Origin of the sequence: Paludisphaera mucosa (genome assembly GCF_029589435.1) — a bacterium.
GTDB classification, from domain to species: domain Bacteria; phylum Planctomycetota; class Planctomycetia; order Isosphaerales; family Isosphaeraceae; genus Paludisphaera; species Paludisphaera mucosa.
This window is the reverse complement of record NZ_JARRAG010000002.1, coordinates 2,639,043-2,654,725: the sequence shown is the minus strand read 5'-3', so window position 1 is coordinate 2,654,725 and position 15,683 is coordinate 2,639,043. Positions and strand designations below refer to the sequence as shown.

Annotated in this window: 15 protein-coding genes; 9 read left to right on the top strand and 6 right to left on the bottom strand. The window is 69.4% G+C overall.

Features of this window, described 5'->3' with window-relative positions; genetic code table 11:
- Positions 1 to 58 precede the first annotated feature (58 nt).
- Together PZE19_RS19865 and PZE19_RS19860 are read left to right on the top strand one after the other, a co-directional pair.
- Entirely contained in the window at positions 59 to 340 is a 282-nt protein-coding gene (locus PZE19_RS19865; RefSeq protein WP_277862343.1) for a hypothetical protein, read from the top strand.
- Between the two features lie 68 nt (positions 341 to 408).
- On the top strand, positions 409 to 1,347 hold the full coding sequence (locus PZE19_RS19860) for a sigma-70 family RNA polymerase sigma factor (RefSeq protein ID WP_277862342.1): 939 nt from the start codon (positions 409 to 411) through the stop codon (positions 1,345 to 1,347).
- A gap of 51 nt (positions 1,348 to 1,398) precedes the next feature.
- On the opposite strand, the gene PZE19_RS19855 is transcribed toward PZE19_RS19860, so the two are convergent.
- The gene (locus tag PZE19_RS19855) at positions 1,399 to 2,184 is read right to left on the bottom strand and encodes a VOC family protein (RefSeq protein ID WP_277862341.1); all 786 of its coding nucleotides are present in this window, start codon (positions 2,182 to 2,184) and stop codon (positions 1,399 to 1,401) included.
- A 167-nt stretch (positions 2,185 to 2,351) separates the two neighbouring features.
- On the opposite strand from PZE19_RS19855, the gene PZE19_RS19850 reads away from it, so the two are divergent.
- Both PZE19_RS19850 and PZE19_RS19845 read left to right on the top strand, forming a co-directional pair.
- A complete protein-coding gene (locus tag PZE19_RS19850) occupies positions 2,352 to 3,320 on the top strand; it encodes a hypothetical protein (protein WP_277862340.1) in 969 nt (322 codons plus the stop codon).
- Positions 3,321 to 3,637: 317 nt separating this feature from the next.
- Positions 3,638 to 4,063, top strand: coding sequence for a hypothetical protein (locus PZE19_RS19845; RefSeq protein WP_277862339.1), 426 nt, complete (start codon positions 3,638 to 3,640; stop codon positions 4,061 to 4,063).
- A 24-nt stretch (positions 4,064 to 4,087) separates the two neighbouring features.
- Here the strand turns inward: PZE19_RS19845 and PZE19_RS19840 are convergent, their stop codons facing one another.
- Complete coding sequence (locus tag PZE19_RS19840) at positions 4,088 to 5,122, bottom strand: SMI1/KNR4 family protein (protein ID WP_277862338.1); 1,035 nt, start codon at positions 5,120 to 5,122, stop codon at positions 4,088 to 4,090.
- Between the two features lie 186 nt (positions 5,123 to 5,308).
- Between PZE19_RS19840 and PZE19_RS19835 the strand changes: the two genes are divergently transcribed.
- On the top strand, positions 5,309 to 6,319 hold the full coding sequence (locus PZE19_RS19835; RefSeq protein WP_277862337.1) for a zinc-binding dehydrogenase: 1,011 nt from the start codon (positions 5,309 to 5,311) through the stop codon (positions 6,317 to 6,319).
- A gap of 15 nt (positions 6,320 to 6,334) precedes the next feature.
- Here PZE19_RS19835 and PZE19_RS19830 read toward each other — a convergent pair whose 3' ends face one another.
- Genes PZE19_RS19830 through PZE19_RS19820 form a run of 3 tightly spaced genes read right to left on the bottom strand, consistent with a single transcriptional unit; the run spans position 6,335 to position 10,207 of the window.
- Complete coding sequence (locus tag PZE19_RS19830) at positions 6,335 to 7,234, bottom strand: NAD(+)/NADH kinase (RefSeq protein WP_277862336.1); 900 nt, start codon at positions 7,232 to 7,234, stop codon at positions 6,335 to 6,337.
- 25 nt (positions 7,235 to 7,259) lie between these two features.
- Positions 7,260 to 9,269 (bottom strand): 1-deoxy-D-xylulose-5-phosphate synthase, encoded by a 2,010-nt coding sequence (gene dxs, locus PZE19_RS19825; protein ID WP_277862335.1) that lies wholly within the window; start codon positions 9,267 to 9,269, stop codon positions 7,260 to 7,262.
- Positions 9,269 to 10,207: a polyprenyl synthetase family protein gene (locus PZE19_RS19820; RefSeq protein WP_438269979.1), complete on the bottom strand. Its 939-nt coding sequence runs from the start codon at positions 10,205 to 10,207 to the stop codon at positions 9,269 to 9,271. Before PZE19_RS19820 ends, dxs begins: the two co-directional genes overlap by 1 nt.
- Before the next feature lie 297 nt (positions 10,208 to 10,504).
- On the opposite strand from PZE19_RS19820, the gene miaE reads away from it, so the two are divergent.
- The 4 genes from miaE to PZE19_RS19800 all read left to right on the top strand — a co-directional run bounded on the left by miaE (position 10,505) and on the right by PZE19_RS19800 (position 13,151).
- Positions 10,505 to 11,128 carry a tRNA isopentenyl-2-thiomethyl-A-37 hydroxylase MiaE gene (gene miaE, locus PZE19_RS19815; RefSeq protein ID WP_277862333.1) on the top strand — a complete coding sequence of 208 codons (624 nt, stop codon included), beginning with the start codon at positions 10,505 to 10,507 and terminating at the stop codon, positions 11,126 to 11,128.
- Positions 11,129 to 11,319: 191 nt separating this feature from the next.
- Positions 11,320 to 12,525, top strand: a complete 1,206-nt coding sequence (locus PZE19_RS19810; protein WP_277862332.1) for a redoxin domain-containing protein — start codon at positions 11,320 to 11,322, stop codon at positions 12,523 to 12,525.
- Between the two features lie 85 nt (positions 12,526 to 12,610).
- Positions 12,611 to 12,784, top strand: a complete 174-nt coding sequence (locus PZE19_RS19805; RefSeq protein ID WP_277862331.1) for a hypothetical protein — start codon at positions 12,611 to 12,613, stop codon at positions 12,782 to 12,784.
- Positions 12,705 to 13,151, top strand: coding sequence for a hypothetical protein (locus PZE19_RS19800; RefSeq protein ID WP_277862330.1), 447 nt, complete (start codon positions 12,705 to 12,707; stop codon positions 13,149 to 13,151). Before PZE19_RS19805 ends, PZE19_RS19800 begins: the two co-directional genes overlap by 80 nt.
- A 46-nt stretch (positions 13,152 to 13,197) precedes the next feature.
- Here the strand turns inward: PZE19_RS19800 and PZE19_RS19795 are convergent, their stop codons facing one another.
- Positions 13,198 to 15,387 carry a trypsin-like peptidase domain-containing protein gene (locus PZE19_RS19795; protein ID WP_277862329.1) on the bottom strand — a complete coding sequence of 730 codons (2,190 nt, stop codon included), beginning with the start codon at positions 15,385 to 15,387 and terminating at the stop codon, positions 13,198 to 13,200.
- Positions 15,388 to 15,683: the final 296 nt, after the last annotated feature.

Here is a 15,683-nt window from a genome sequence, read left to right as displayed (position 1 = left end):
CACTGAAGCCATGCTTCGAGAAGGCTTCGCGACACCGACCGGGAAAGGAGTGCGAACGATGGAGCGGCCGACCTCGCCTCGACTCTCTCTGCTCTTCGATCTGCTGGAGCGTCTCGATCGGCTGGCCCGGCTGGAATCGAGGCTCCGTGATTTGCGGACCCGCCTCGACGAGGCTCGTCGCTACCGGGGGACGGCCCGGGCGAACGAAATCTTCGGCCGGGCCTGTTCCGAACACGTCGGGATCCTCTACGCCGCAACGCTCGCCGAGCTCCGCGACGAGCGGCTCAGGGCGCGCCTCCGGCTCGGCTCGCCTGCCTGCCTGGCCTTGGTCGCGGTGTAGCCTTCGCGATCCGCCCTCTCCCGTCAGCCTGGAAACACGCAACGCGACACCTCCAAGGAGGCCGTTCCTTGCCCGCCGCAAAACCCGCCCGTGGAAGCATCCTCGATCCCTATCTGTCCGTCATCGGCGAGGTCCCCCTGCTGTCGGCCGAGGAGGAGCGCGACCTCGCCGGCCACATCGCGCGCGGGGACGCCGCGGCTCGCAATCATCTGGTGCGGGCCAACCTGCGCCTGGTCGTCAAGGTCGCCCGCCAGTTCCTCGGCCGGGGGCTCCCCCTGGAGGACCTGGTCGCGGACGGCAACCTGGGCTTGATCCGGGCGGCCGACGGCTTCGACCCCTCGGCCGGTTGCCGCTTCACGACCTACGCCTGCCTTTGGATCAAGCAGGCGATCCGCCGCTCGCTGACGAACACCGGCCGGCCGATCCGACTGCCGTGCCACGTGGTCCAGATGCTGAGCAAGTGGCGGCGGGCGGCGGGCGAGCTGGAACGGGCCCTCGGACGGACTCCGACGCACGAGGAGATCGGCGACTCCCTGGAACTGAGCCCGCGTCAAAAGGCCGACATGGAGCAGTCGCTGCGGCTCCTCGAAATCCTGGGCCGCTGCAACGAAGCCTGGCCCGGCGAGGACGGAGGCGTCCTGAAGGTGATCGCCGACGAGCGGACCCTCGGCGCCGAGGAGCAAGTCATCGCCGCCGAAGACGTCGCCGGCCTGCACGCGAGGCTGGGCGTCCTGAGCAACCGGGAATCCGAGATCCTCAGGCTGCGATTCGGCCTGGGCGCCTGCGAGCGGAGGACGCTCGCGGAGGTCGGCCGGGCCGTCGGCGGCTGCACCCCCGAACGCGTCCGCCAGATCGAAACCCGGGCCCTCGCGAAGCTGCGCGAGACGGCCGACCGGACCCGTCCCAGGACGCCCGTCGCCCGCGTCGGTCGCCGCGCTCCGAGGCCCGCCGCGGGCGCATCGGCGAAGGACCTCGGCATCCACGCCGTCGAGAGCCGGTCCTCCTGAAATCGGCCGTCGGCGATCGCGCCGAACCCGAGCGAACCGTCGTCCTGATGCTCAGGTCGATGCAGACGGAACCATCGTGTAGTGGACGGTGTAGAAGTAGACGCCCTGCGGCGACTTGAGGGCGCAGAAGCGGCCCACGGCCGGGATGTCGGTCGGGGGGACGATCACCTGGCCTCCCAGTTCGACGGCCTTCTTCGCGGTCGCGTCGGGGTCGTCGACGGTGAAATAGACGGCCCAGAACGGCGGCGGATAGCCCGCGTCGGCGGGGACCGTCAACTGGCCCGCGATATTGGCTCCGTCGAGCTTGAAGATGGTGTAGTCGACCGCCGGGTTCGGCGACTTCTCGGCCGTCCAGCCGAAGAGGTCGGCGTAGAACCGCGAGGCCCGCTCGCCGTCGTGGGTCATCGTCTCGAACCAGCTCGGCGCTCCGGCGAGCCCGGCGTCGACATCGGTGCCGGGCATCTGGTTCGGCTGCCAGACGTCGATCGCGGCGCCGTCGGTCGCGAAGATCTCGGCCATGCGGCCGGGCGGGCCGACGTCGAACGCGGGCTTGGCACTACCGCCGAGCGCCTTGGCCTTCTCACCCGTCGCGTCGGCGTCGTCGACCTTGACCATGACGCCGATCCCGGCCGGCGTCCCCGGCGGGGTGTTGGGCCCGTCCAGGTCGAACAGGCCGCCGATCTTGCTCGACCCGACCTCGATGAACCAGCCCATCCCCGGGATCTCGCCGTACGTCCAGCCCAGCAGCTCGCCGAAGAAGGCCTTGGCGTCCTCCGGGCGGGACGTGAGCATGTTGATCCAGCAGAACTCGCCGACCTTGCGCTCGCGACCCGGCATCGCCGACCTCCCGTGTCGAGTATCGATATGTAGGCGGGTATCATGGCGGTGCAAGTCGCGACGGTCAAGGCGAGCCGAGTCTCGGTCGGCGCCGCCGCGCGAAGCCGCCCGACGGATGCGATGACAGACCTCGACTTGCAGGAACGATCCCACGAGGCCCGCCCGACATGGACGCGACCTATCGACCACCGCGCTCGAAACTCTACCTGGGGCTGGGGCTCCTCGTGGGCTTCCTCGCATGGGGCGGCGTCGGCTTGTGGGCCGCGTACGCCGCGCCCGACGTCCGGAACCGGCCCGCGGCCGCGGCCCTGTTCGGGGGCGTTCCGTTGGTGATGGCGGGGCTTTCGCTCGCGATGGTGCTGGAAAACCGGCTGGCGTCGCTGACCTTTCGCGGCCATCAGGTCGTCGCGCAGGGGTCGGTCCGCCGGGCGGAGCTGGACCTGACTCGCGTCGTCGAAGCCCGATGGCGGACCGGGCCCGCCGGCGTGCGTCTCGTCGCGCGTGCCCCTTCGTCCCGACTCGTCCTGAACTTCCGCGACTACGACCCCGGCGACCGCGACGCGATCGTCGGCCGGATCCGCGAGGCGATCCGTCCCGACGTCCAATCGGGCTGGAACCTCTTCGCCCACAAGACCGGTCTCGGCGAAGGAGGGCCGCGCCGGACGACCCCGGGACCGGGTGAGATCCTCGCGACTCGCGCCCGATGGACCCGGATCTTCGTCCCGGCCCTCCTCGCGACGGCGTTGGTCGCGGTCGTCTCCTGGCGCGCGACGGGGAACGCGCGGACTTTCGCCATCATCCCGCTCGTCGCCGTGCTGTGGGCCGTGCTCCGGGCCGTGACCCCGTCGGAAGGGAGCGTCGAACGCGTCGTCCCGCTGCGATCCGATCCCGACCTGAATCGGTACGACGCTCAACTCCTCGCCTGGGGCGTCGCGGCGATCCTCGGCGCCGCGACGATTTCGCACTACCAGGATCGGCTGTCGCCGCCGAGGTTGTGGACCCTGGCGATCGCCGGCTTCGCGGCCTGGTTCGCCGGGTTGTTCTCGATCGCCAATCGCCATGGACGTCGCACCGCCCTTCGCGATCAGGAAGCCGCCGAACGGGCGGCCCGGGAACGCGTGGCGGCGAGAGGCTGAGAAACCGGCCCGGAAGTTCGAAGGCCGGGCCTTCCGACGCCTTCCCCCCTCGGGGGGGAAGGCAGACCCCGCAGGGGTCGGTTGAGGGGGAGGCCGCGCGAGACCCCGTCGGAATTCGCAATCCCGCAACACGATGGGGCGACGGCTTCCGTGCTCGCCCCCCCTCATCCGGCCCTTCGGGCCACCTTCCCCCCCGAGGGGGGAAGGCCGTCGTCCGGTGTCGCAAACGACTTTTGAGAACGGTCGACGATTCGTGCTTCATCGTCGGATGACCGATCGGTGTTCCCTTCCGCAGGCCTCCTATTTATGATGCCGCCATGGCCAACATCCCATCGCCGACCATGCTCGAACGCCTGCTCGACGCGATCGTCGAGCAGCTCACGCCCGATGCGGCGCAGGTCTTCTCGGACCTCTACGCGCCCGACGACGTCAAGGCCCGGATCGACGCGCTCGTCGAGAAGATCATGAACGGCGGGCTCGAGCCCGCCGAGCAGGACGAGTACGACGGCCTGATGCAGGTCGTGCACACGATCTCGATGATCCAGGATCGGATCGAGTCCAAACTCGCGGGGCCGCGCCCGGCCGCCGACGCCCCGCCCCTGACCTACATCGAGAGCATCGACGACGGCTCGCCTCCCGTCATCCCCCGGCCCACCCGCACGCCGACGCCCGTCCAGCTCGACGGCCTCGAAGCCATGCTCGACGACCTCGACGAGAACATGAGGCCCCGCCGCAGGGACTGAGCGCGACTTCGCGGGACCGGCGTTTCAGACGGCGTGTTCCTCGTCTGGCTCGTCGCGATCGGGCAGGAAGCTCTTCAGCTCTTCCTGGAATTCGACCATGCGCTGGAGCAGGGCCGTCATCCGCTCGGCCGGGGGGAGGGCCGCGAGGCGCTCCTGCTCGCGGTCGGCGGCCTCCAGCTTCGCGGCCTCGTCCGCCCCCACCAGCCGCTCGCGGAGGGCGGCCAGCTCGTCGCGCGAGGGGGAGAGGACCTGGACGTAGACGGGGACGCCTTCGGACTCGGTGTTCCGCCAGGTGCCGTCGCTCGTCTTGACGGCCTCGCGATGGATGATCCCGCTCGACTCGGCGGGTCGGATCATCAGGGCGTACGTCTCGGGCTCCTCCCAGTAGCGGCGGAGACTCGAGCCCGAAGCGTCTAGCGGCGTCGGCAACTGCGTCCGTTCGAGCCTCTCGCCGCCGGGCGAATCCTCGCGGACGAGCAGGACGAGCGCATCGACCGCGCGGATCAGCACCTGATGCCAGGCAGCCGAGGAGCCGTGCATGTGCGAGACGTCGAGCGTGACGCGGGCGAGGACCTCATGAGGCCCGTCCGCCTCCGACCAGTCGACGCACGGCGCCTTCTCGAAGTCCAGCTCAGCTTCGAGGAACGCGTCGAGGGTGTCCGCGATCCGGCGCAGGCTGTCCGGCTCGGAGTACACGCTGTAGACCGTCGGCTCGCCGCCCGGCCCCACGCCGTTGTAGTTGAGCAGGAGCATGCCGCCGTTCGACGAGTCGTATCCGAACTGGACGATCCGGGCGGGATCGGCGGACGCGCCGGACGCGGCGTCATGCTCGTCGACATCTTCAAGGTACGCCGGTTCGAGCGTCTGGACGTCGTCCATGGGCGTGACGTCGATCGAGGTGTCGCGGAGCCGGCCGCCGTCGCCGAGTTCGTAGAGCGCCCGGAGCGACCCGGGCATCGCGCCGCCGACCGTGCGTTCCCACTTCGCGATCCGCTCGGGCGCGACCGGCTCGGTCGGGTCCTCTTCGTGGTCGTAAACCAGGCGGTTCGGATCCAGCATCGCCGGCCCCCGGATGTTCGAGACGTCGCGATCGCTTCGCGCCGTCAGTCTATCGCCGGCGCGACGGGCGGACAATCGCCGCCCTCTCGTTGCTTGACCTGGGGTGCTCGGTAGGTACGATTTCGACGGCGACGCCGCCGATCGGCGTAGTCGAGCAGGGCAGGGGATTCTACGAAGGACGGCATCATGAAAGCGATCGTGCTCCGCGACCTGGGCGGCCCCGAACTGTTGAGGCTGGAGGACGCGCCCGACCCGACTCCCGGGCCCGGCGAGGCGGTCGTGCGGCTCAAGGCCGCGGCGCTGAACCATCGCGACGTCTGGATCCGCATGGGCCAGTACGCGGGGATCAAGCTGCCGACGATCCTCGGCTCCGACGGCGCGGGGGTCGTCGAGGCGGTCGGCGAGGGCGTCGACGCCGCGCTCGTCGGCCGCGAGGTCGTCATCAACCCGAGCCTCGATTGGGGCGACGACGAGCGGTTCTTCGGGCCGAACTTCCGGATCCTGGGCATGCCCGACGGGGGCACGTACGCCCAGCTCGTGAAGGTCGCTGCGACGAACATCCATCCCAAGCCGGCCGGCCTGGGCTGGGGCGAGGCCGCCGCGATCCCGCTCGCGGGCCTGACCGCTTATCGGGCCCTCGTGTCGCGCGCCCAGGCGAAGCCGGGCGAGACCGTCTTCATCCCGGGCATCGGCGGCGGCGCGGCGACGTTCGCGCTGCTGTTCGCGAAGAAGCTCGGGGCGCGGGTGCTGGTGACTTCGGGCAGTGACGAGAAGCTCGAACGCGCCCAAGCCCTCGGGGCCGACGGCGGGGCCAATTACAAGGATGCCGGGTGGGTCGAGAAGATCCGCGAGCTGAGCGGCGGCCAGGGGCCCGACATCGTGATCGACGCCGTCGGCGGCGAGACGTACAACGCCTGCATCGATTTGCTGAGCGCCGGCGGCCGGATCGCCACCTTCGGCGCGACGACCGGGCCGGCGCCGAAGGTCGAGACGCGTCGCGTGTACTGGAAGCAGCTCAACCTGCTCGGCACCACGATGGGCTCGCCGGCCGACTTCACGGCGATGCTCGCCCTCTTCGCCGACGGCTCCCTGCGCCCCGTCGTGGATCGCGCCTACCCGCTCGCCGACGCCTCCGCGGCCCACCGCCACATGGACGAGTCGGGGCAGTTCGGCAAGATCGTGCTGGAGATCCCCTGAAACGATCCGTCCGTCTCAGCTCCTCGGCCCGCGGTCTCCGGCGGGGTAGGCGCCCCAGCCCAGCTTGTCGCGAAGGGTGCGGTAGAAGCTGTGGCCGGGGAGGCGGACGATCGGGAAGGGCGGGTCGCCGCGGCGGATGGTGACGCGGTCGCGATCCTGGAGCGGGATCTGGATCTGGCCGTCGACGACGAGGATCGTGGCGATCCCCTCGCCGTGGGGGACCAGCTCGTAGGTCTTGTGGCCGCCGTCGACCAGCGGGCGCTGGGTGAGCGTGTGGGCGCACAGCGGGGTGACCACGAACATGTGGGCGTTGGGCGGCAGGATCGGGCCGCCGGCCGAGAGGCTGTGGGCCGTCGAGCCCACGGGCGTGGCCACGATCAGGCCGTCGCCGCGGTAGTTCATCACGCTCTCGCCGTCGATCGACAGGCCGATCTCGACGATCTTGAAATACGGCGCGGCGCGGAGGACGGCGTCGTTCAGGGCCCGGAAGACGCGCGTCGGCCCCTGGGCCGAGGTCACCGTGACGGACATCGTCATCAGGTTCTCGATCGTGTACCGCCGCGCGGCCAGGTCGGGCAGGCGTTCGAGGAACGTCTCGATGGTCAGGTCGGCGAGGAAGCCGAGGCGGCCGGCGTTGACCCCCAGGATCGGGGTCGGGCGGTCGGCCATCCGCCGGACCGTGTGCAGCACCGTGCCGTCGCCGCCGACGACGACCGCGAGGTCGGCGGGACAGCATGAGAGGTCCGAATCGGCCGTCAGGTCGACGCCCGTCAGCTCGAAATCGGGCACGCCCCGCAGCGCCTCGGCGACGCGCTCGACGTAGCCCTGGACCTCGTCGCGGGTGCCGTTGCCCAGGATCATGATCCGCGACGGCGGCGAGCCCGACGCTCCGGGTTGTTCGGGGGAAGTCGCCATGAGGAGGTCCCGGCCGCCGGCCTCGTTACTTCTCGGACGGCGATCCGGCGACGACCGCCGATCCATTGGAGTGTGCGTCGCCGTTCGACGACGCGGCTCCCGGCTCGGTCGCCGACGCGGGGCCGAGGTCGGTGAACTCCAGGCCGACGGCGCGGGCCAGCTCGAGCGCCGCGGCGGTGATGCCGTCGACGTCCAGGCCGACCTCGGCGAGCTGCTCGTCGCGCTCGGCGTGCAGCACGAAGCGGTCGGGCAGGCCCAGGCGGCGGACGTGGTGGGTCGGCAGCCCGGCGTCGTTGGCGGCCTCGAGGACGGCCGAGCCGAAGCCGCCGGGGAGGCAGCCCTCCTCGACGGTCAGGACGAAGCCGGCCTCCTCGATCGCCTTGCCGATCGTCGCGCGGTCGAGCGGCTTGACGAACCGGGCGTTGATGACGCCGACGTGCAGCCCGTAGCGGTCGTGGAGCCGCTCGGCGGCCCGGACGCACGCGCCCAGCATGGCCCCGCAGGCGACGATCATGCCGTCGCTCTCCCACTCGATCACCTCGGCCTGCCCCAGCTCGATCGGCGCGGCGTCGCGCTCGACCGATTCCAGGTAGGCGCGGGGGTAGCGGATCGAGACCGGGGCGTCGTGGCCGAGGGCGAAGTCGAGCATGGGCCCGACGTCGCGGCGGTCGCCGGGGGCCATGACGACCATGTTGGGGAAGACCCGCATGTAGGCCAGGTCGTAGCTGCCGTGGTGCGTCGGCCCGTCGGCGCCGACGAGGCCCGCGCGATCGAGGCAGAAGACCACCGGCAGATTCTGCAGCGCGACCTCCTGGAAGATCTGGTCGTACGAGCGCTGGAGGAACGTGCTGTAGATGTCGACCACCGGCCGCGCGCCGGCCTTGGCCATGCCGCCGGCCAGGGCGACCGCGTGGCTCTCGCAGATGCCGACGTCGAGGAACTGCTTCGGGAAGGTCTCGCGGACCTTCTGGAGCTTGTTCCCCTCGCACATGGCGGCCGTCAGCACGACCACCCGAGGGTCGTTGGCGCAGGCGTCGAACAGGGCCGAGCTGAAGGCGTCGGTGTACGTCTCGCCCGAGCTGACCTTGAGGGGGACGATCCCCTCCTTGGCCTTCCGGAACGGGTTGGGGGCGTGGAACTTCACCGGGTCCTTCACGGCCGGCTCGAAGCCTTGCCCCTTGTTGGTCAGGACGTGGAGCAGGATCGGCCCGCTCATCGCCTTGACCTTCTCCAGGTACGTCCGGAGGCCCTTGAGGTCGTGGCCGTCGATCGGGCCGAGGTAGGTGAAGCCCAGCTCTTCGAAGAGCATGCCGTGCTGGAGCGTGGCCTTGATCGCGTCCTTGAACTGCTGCAGCCAGCGGTCGGCGGTCTCGCCCACGAGCGGGATGGTGGGGACGAGCGACTTCAGCCGCTTGTTCCAGTCGTGGTACGTCTTCGACATCCGCGCCCGGTCGAGCGTGTTGGCGATGCCGCCGACGGGGGGGCAGATCGACATCTTGTTGTCGTTGAGGATCACCAGCAGCTTGCTCTGCGAGCCGCTCGCGTGGTTGAGCGCCTCGAAGACGATCCCCGAGGGGAAGGCGCCGTCGCCGATCACCGCGACCGAATGGGCGTCGTCCCGGCCCATGATCTCGTCGCCCAGCTTCAGGCCCAGGGCCGTCGAGGGGGCGCAGCCGGCGTGGCCGGTCATGAACAGGTCGTAGGGGCTCTCGGCCGGGTTGGGGTAGCCCATCAGGCCCCCCTTCGTCCGGATCGTGTGCAGCTCGGCGGCGCGGCCGGTGATCAGCTTGTGGGGGTAGATCTGGTGGCCGGTGTCCCAGATCAGGCGGTCGCGGGCGAAGTCGAAGGTCAGGTGGAGGGCCAGGCAAAGCTCCACGACGCCCAGGTTGCTGGCGAAGTGCGCCGCGCGCCGGCCGACGACGCCGAGCAGCTCGGCGCGCATCTCGGCGGCGAGCAGGTCGAGGTCCTTGTCGGTCAGCGTTTTGAGGTCCGCCGGGGAGCCGATCCGGGACAGGATCGAGTCGGGGCTGAGCATCAACACTCCCTTTCCAAAAGAGCCAGCGCCAGTTCGCGGAGCCGTCCGCCGCGCGTTTCCAGGGGGGCCAGTGCGGCGACCGCTTCGTGGGCGAGCTGCCGGGCCTTGGCCCGGCTCCCCTCGACCCCGAGGAACCGGGGATACGTCCACTTGCCGTGGCCCGAGTCCTTGCCGACCCGCTTGCCGACCTTGGCCTCGTCGCCTTCCACGTCCAAAAGATCATCGACGATCTGGAAGGCCAGGCCGACCGCCCGGCCGTACCGCGCCAGCGCCTCGCGCCAGGCCTCGGGGGCCCGGGCGATCACCGCCCCCATCTCCAGGGGCGCCCGAAGCAGGGCGCCCGTCTTGCGGCGGTGGATCGCCTCCAGCTCGGCCGCCGAGCCGTCGCGGCCCGCCTCGGCGCGGTCCTCGGCCTGGAGGTCGGCCATCTGGCCGGCGACCATCCCCGAGGGGCCCGACGCCTGGGCCAGGATCCGGACGCATTCCACGGCCGAATCGGCCGGCTCGACGCCGCGGGCGACCAGCTCGAAGGCCAGCGTCAGCAGGCCGTCGCCGGCCAGGATCGCCGTGGCCTCGTCGAACGCCTTGTGGCAGGTCGGTCGGCCCCGGCGGAGGTCGTCGTCGTCCATCGCCGGCAGGTCGTCGTGGATGAGGGAGTAGGTGTGCACCAGCTCCAGGGCGCAGGCGGCGGGCAGGGCCTCGCGCCACGTCGCCCCGCAGGCCTCGGCCGCCATCAAGCAGAGCACGGGCCGCAATCGCTTGCCGCCGCCGAGCACGCTGTATCGCATCGCCGCCGCCAGCCGCTCGGGACAATCCCCCTCGCCCTCGGCCGCCGCCTCGGGGAGGGCCGCCGCCAGGGCGTCCTCCACCCGGCGGCGATGCACGGCGAGATGTTCGTCGAGCGTCGACGCGGTCAAGGTTTGTGAACTGCTCGTCATGAAGTTGATGTTACAAGGAGTGCCGGGCCGGATCAGTCTATGGAGGCCGCGTCGCCTGACGCAAGCGTCCTCCCGGAGGGTTCCATCCTCCCAACTTCCCGTGCCCGCTGCTATTGTTGACATTCCCCCCCGCCTTGTCTACATGGGTGCCGTGAAAACTTTGCCGTGCAAAGCGATGTCCCGGCCGCGGCACCCTGGACCGAGGTTTTTCGGCGAGGAATTGGGGGGGATGCGTCGAGATCGCGGCCTGATTTCGCGTGCAGTCATCCGTGCAGCTTGCCGAGGACGGCTTCCATCATGAGCTTCGTCGAGTCCGTCGAGGGCCTGCCTTTGCTGTCGCGGACGCCCGATTCCTGGGCCGCGCAGGCCCTCCGCGATCCCCTTGCGCTCCTGAACGACCATGCCTACCTGGAGAAGAAGGCCGCGACGAACGCGCTCGAACTCATCAACCGCTGGCCCGAGCCGACCCCTCCCGAGATCTGGGCGACGACCCTGGCCGCGATCGCCCACGACGAGGCGGCGCACCTGAGTTCGGTCGTCCGCCTGCTGATCCGCCGCGGCGGCCGGCTGGAGCGGAATCACCGCAATCCGTACGCCATCGCCCTGCGGAACCTGGTCCGCAAAGGGCGCGGCAACGAGGAGCTGGCGGACCGACTCCTGATCTCCGCGCTCATCGAGGCCCGCTCGTGCGAGCGGTTCCTCGCCCTGGCGCACGCCACGGCCGGCGTCGACCGCGAGCTGTCGCGGTTCTACAACCGCCTGGGGGCGTCGGAGCTGGGCCACTACCGCGTCTTCCTCGTCCTCGCCGGCCACGTGCTGCCCGAAGACGAGGTCCTGCCTCGCTGGCGCGAGCTGCTCGAAGCCGAGGCCGCGGTCCTGGCCGCGCAGCCGCCGGGGCCTCGGATGCACAGCGGCGCGTGACCTCGCGTCCGAGAAGGGCCCTCGATCGCCGGCCTATTCGTTCACCAAGCTCTAATTGTTGGATAAGTCCTGCGGAGCGAATGCGGAATCCGTACAGGGGCCGAGCTTTACGAAGCTTCGGCAATCGGATAGGTTTGCACCCTAGGACAAAAGTCGTACACCCAGGGAATGCTTCAATGATCTCTCGCTCCATGTCGATGGCCCTCCTGCTGCTTATCGCTCCGGCGACGTTGACGGCGGACGAGCCGAAGAAGCTTGGTGGGCGGGTCACCGACGGAGAAGGGCGACCCGCACGAGGGGCCAGCGTCTCCGCCTTCTGGGGCGCGAATGGCCTGGATTGGGATCAAGTCGTCGCACTTGGCAACAAGGAGCCGGAGAAACTCTGGCAGCATGAGGGGAAGATGGAGCCCTGGGGCGATGTCCGCCCGGCGGTGACGGACGCCGATGGCCGGTTTTCGATCCCGGTGCCAAGACGCACGAAAACGCTGATGATCTGCGACCGCGAACGTCGCCATGGGGCCGTCGTTTACTTCGATCCCAAGCATCCAGAGGCCCCCGTCGAAGTCCGGTTGTCGCCGCTCGTCCGCGTCTTCGGCACGAACAAGCTCTCGGGCCTGGAGGGTCCGTTGAAGTGGACTTGCACCTATCTGCACCTACCTTATGAGGAGAACGACCCGCTCAACAACACGAAGATCGCTATCTGTGGCAGCTACCACGCCCGGTTCGAGTTTATGATCCCTCCTGGGGCCTACAACTTCAGCGCCAGCAGCGATTCACCGTCGTCGGAAACCCTCGAATCCCGGTCGGTCACCGTCACGGCGGAGCAAACCGAAGTCGACCTGGGGGCCCTGGTCCTCCGCCCTCGGATTGGTGGATTCCAGGACCGGGTCGACCGCTCCAAGGCGAGAGGGGCTTGGGGCGACTACAGGCAGAACTTCGGCAAGCAGCCCCCGCCTTGGCACCTGACCGATGCAAGGGGAGTGGCCGAAGGCTCCAAGCTCTCCGACTTCAAGGGTAAGTGGGTCGTCCTCTACTTCTGGGGGCCGAATTGCGCTCCGTGCTTGGGCAAGCAATTGCCGGAACTGATGGCGTTCTATGAGGCCCATAAAGCCCAGAGAGATCGGTTCGAGATCCTGGCCTTCTGCTGTGATTTCAGCGAGACCCTTACGGACGTCGCCGCCTTGGAGCGGCAGCTCAGGCACGTCAGGAAGGCGGTCTGGGGCGGCAGGGAGCTGCCGTTCCCCGTCCTCCTCGACAACACCTTCCAGACCTACGAGCGATTCGGCCTTGAAGGCGTCTCCAACCTCTTGCTGATCGATCCCATGGGCAAACTGGTCGAAGGCAACTTGCAGGACCTCGAAAAAAACCTCGCTCATCTCGCCGAGGGATCGAAGTGAAAGACCCAAAAATCCGCCGGAATTGAATTGCGGGTCGCATCCGCTTCGGTTCTATCGGAGCGCTTATCGCTCCAGGAGGGCCGCCATGAAGAGATTCAAGGTCACACTCGAAGCCGACGAACGCCAGCAACTCCAGGACCTCATCGCCGCCGGTCAGGCCGCCGCCCGCAAGCTGTCCCATGCCCGCGTCCTGCTCAAGGCCGACGCCGCCGACGGCGGCCCCGCCTGGCCCGACCACCGGATCGCCGACGCCCTGTAGGTCGGCACCGCCACCGTCGCGCGAGTCGGCCAGCGCGCTGCTGGACGACCTGGCCTGGCACAAGACGCCCGATTTCGTCTGCTGGCTGCTCGTCCACGGCGTCATGCCGCTCGACACGCCGGCGGGCGGCTCCTGGCTGAACATGGCCGAGAGCATCCAACGAGTCCTCAAGCGTCGGGCGTCGGACGGCCGGCATCCGACCGACGTGGCGGAGATCATGGCCTGGTTCGAGGCGGTTGCAAGGCGTTGGAATGAGGCTCCGACGCCGTTCGTGTGGGGCGGCAAGCGAGCGGCCCGAAGACGCAGGCGACGCGACCGTCGCCACCGACTCGGAGGCTCGGGAGCCTGCACCCTGGCCCCGCTTTGACGCAGCGCCGACCCGACTTATGGTCACGATCGAGCCAAGTGACCCACTAGTTGTCGGGTTTAACGTCGGCGCCCTGGTCCAGGGTGAAATTCTTGAACCGGCCGATGAGCGGCTCTTTGGAAGCGTTCGAAGCGATCAGGCCCACGCGAACCTTCTCGGGGAAGCGGACGGCGAGCTGCCTCGACGAGAGCCAGAACTGGCCGTTCGGCCCGAACATGCAGCGCACGCCCCCGCCGACCCGCAGGAGACGCAGGATCATCGGGCTGTCCGGGATGGCGTCGGAGTAAGGGCCGAGCACCTTCCCGTTATCTCGGATCTCGATCACGACCTCGTTGGAGACCGTGGGCCGGCCTCGTTCCGTGGCGGCCGCGCGCTCGATCCTCACGTAATTGTTGCGGTCCTCGAAGAGGACGAGGCCCGCCCCCTGGTACGTGTTGGGCAGGAGTCGACCCTTGAACTTGGCGGGCTCGACGCCCGGCAGGAGCATCCCGACCACGGCGACGCGGAGGTCGAAATCGCCCTCGACTTCGGCGAGCGCCATCGGCGCCGACCGCGGCGCGAAGTCCGGGCCCAGGAGGTGGACGCCCGCCGGGATTTGGAGCGTCACGACGTCGTCCTTGCGCTCCAGCTTGCAGACCTTGCTCGGGTCGATCAGCGTGCCGAAGATCGGGTTCGTCGGCCTGGCGACGGGCCGGGCCGCACCCGGATCTCCGGCGAGCGCGGGGGGATTCGGGCCGTCGGGGACGACGAACGGGAAGGGCTTCTCGTAAGTCGTCCGGCCCGAGGCGTTCCGGACGCAGGCCTGGAGCGTGACGGTTCGGGCTTCCGGGACGGCGAGGCGGATCGTCCCCTCGGCGGCACCGCCGAGCCGGGCCAGCGGCGTACGCTGCGCCCCGGCGAGTTCACCCCAGCCGTCGACGCCGGGAGTCGCGGGCAGGGCGGTCGGGACGTAGAGGACTTCGATCGAACGCACCTTGTCGAGCGGGTCGATCAGGTCGGCTTGCACCTTCAGGACGGCCTCGCCTCCCGACGGGGGCTCTCGATTCACGCGGACCCGGCCGACGCGGCCTTCGAGCATGCGTTCCAACTCCTTCGCCGGGACGGCGAACCCGATGTTGGAGAAGGCGATCTTCGACACGGCCAGCCCCACGAGGCGGCCCTTGTCGTCGACGACCGGACCGCCGCTGTTGCCGGGGTCGATCGAACCGTCGATCTGGACGAGGGCCAGTCGGCCGGCCTCGTCGAACTGGAGACGGGACACCGCCCCCCGCGAGACCGTGACCGAGGGATTGCCCTGGTTGTTCCGATCGATGACCTGGTTGAGGTTGCCGAACGGGAACCCGTAGATCCCCAGGGGAGTCGTCTCGACGGCCTCCGCCGCGACCGAGAGGTCGATGGGCGCGGGAGGTTCGCTCACGCCGACGACCTTCAGGACGGCGAGGTCGCGGTTGTCCTCGCGATCGAAGGCGACGACCTGGGCCGTGTGGACCGACTCGCGACGGTTCGGATCTCCGCTCCGGAAGACCGCCAGGACGGGCGGCCAGCTCATCGATGACGCGATAGCCGGCGGCGCGTTTCCCTCGGTAGGCGGCTGGACGACGTGATGATTCGTGGCCACATAGACGACGTTTCCCTCGACCCGGATCACGAAGCCCGACCCCGTCCCCGAGCCAGGCCCCCCGCCGACCTTCAGGTAGACGGTGGCGTCCTTGATGCGTTTGACGAGGTCCAGCCGCGCCGCCTGCGGTCCCGTTGCGTCGGGCGTCGCCACGATCGGATTCGCCCTGGGCTCGACGATCGGAGGCGTGGCCGGAGCCGCGACCGCGAGCGGAACCGGCGATGCCGGCAGTCCGCGCGCCATGACCGCCTGGGCCGCCTCATGCGAGACGGCCTGGATCGGAGCTTTCGGCGCCTGGGGCGGAAATCGGATCACCCTCACGGATTCGGGAGGCGCGACCCGAGCGGGCTTGAAAGCGTTGACGAGGAACGGGGCGGCGACCGCCGCGAGGATCATGCCGACGACCGCCGCGACCCCCAGGGCAATGCGTAGCGGCGTGAACAGGACGTCCGGCTCGTCTTCGTCGAGGAACTCGTCGTCCTCGTCGGGCCGGTCCTCGGCAGTCTCGGCCTCGAAGCCCTTGGGGATCGGCCTCGTCGCCGGCGGGGCCGCGGAGACCGGCTCGACGGTCGTCTCGAGTCGGCCGTCGCGGGGGTCCTCGATCCGAGGCGGCTCCACAGACTCGATGGGTTTTCGCTCTTCTTCCGACGGCGCAGCGACGTTCGCCGGCGCGGGGATCCTGTTGCGACACGAAGGGCATTTGACGCGACCGCCGACGAATCCCTCGGGGAGTCGGCCCGCGTGCCCGCAGTAGGGACAGACGACGTCGGTCGACACACGCGCCTCACGGACAGGAGGGACGATGTCGTCGCCGGGGGACCGAAGCCGCGCCGGGCCGCCCTGATTGTTGATATTTTATGCGGAATCTATTCGAAATGTATAGAGGGAGTCTCTCCGCGATCGACGGGTTCCGA

What these genes read in the sequence shown, in the direction of transcription:
- PZE19_RS19835 (WP_277862337.1), top strand. Translation starts at nt 5,309, where the DNA reads ATGAAAGCGATCGTGCTCCGCGACCTGGGCGGCCCCGAACTGTTGAGG.
- PZE19_RS19805 (WP_277862331.1), top strand. Translation starts at nt 12,611, where the DNA reads ATGAAGAGATTCAAGGTCACACTCGAAGCCGACGAACGCCAGCAACTC.
- dxs (WP_277862335.1), bottom strand. Translation starts at nt 9,269, where the DNA reads ATGCTCAGCCCCGACTCGATCCTGTCCCGGATCGGCTCCCCGGCGGAC.
- PZE19_RS19865 (WP_277862343.1), top strand. Translation starts at nt 59, where the DNA reads ATGGAGCGGCCGACCTCGCCTCGACTCTCTCTGCTCTTCGATCTGCTG.
- PZE19_RS19800 (WP_277862330.1), top strand. Translation starts at nt 12,705, where the DNA reads ATGCCCGCGTCCTGCTCAAGGCCGACGCCGCCGACGGCGGCCCCGCCT.
- PZE19_RS19820 (WP_438269979.1), bottom strand. Translation starts at nt 10,207, where the DNA reads ATGACGAGCAGTTCACAAACCTTGACCGCGTCGACGCTCGACGAACAT.
- PZE19_RS19840 (WP_277862338.1), bottom strand. Translation starts at nt 5,122, where the DNA reads ATGCTGGATCCGAACCGCCTGGTTTACGACCACGAAGAGGACCCGACC.
- PZE19_RS19810 (WP_277862332.1), top strand. Translation starts at nt 11,320, where the DNA reads ATGTCGATGGCCCTCCTGCTGCTTATCGCTCCGGCGACGTTGACGGCG.
- PZE19_RS19850 (WP_277862340.1), top strand. Translation starts at nt 2,352, where the DNA reads ATGGACGCGACCTATCGACCACCGCGCTCGAAACTCTACCTGGGGCTG.
- miaE (WP_277862333.1), top strand. Translation starts at nt 10,505, where the DNA reads ATGAGCTTCGTCGAGTCCGTCGAGGGCCTGCCTTTGCTGTCGCGGACG.
- PZE19_RS19830 (WP_277862336.1), bottom strand. Translation starts at nt 7,234, where the DNA reads ATGGCGACTTCCCCCGAACAACCCGGAGCGTCGGGCTCGCCGCCGTCG.
- PZE19_RS19845 (WP_277862339.1), top strand. Translation starts at nt 3,638, where the DNA reads ATGGCCAACATCCCATCGCCGACCATGCTCGAACGCCTGCTCGACGCG.
- PZE19_RS19855 (WP_277862341.1), bottom strand. Translation starts at nt 2,184, where the DNA reads ATGCCGGGTCGCGAGCGCAAGGTCGGCGAGTTCTGCTGGATCAACATG.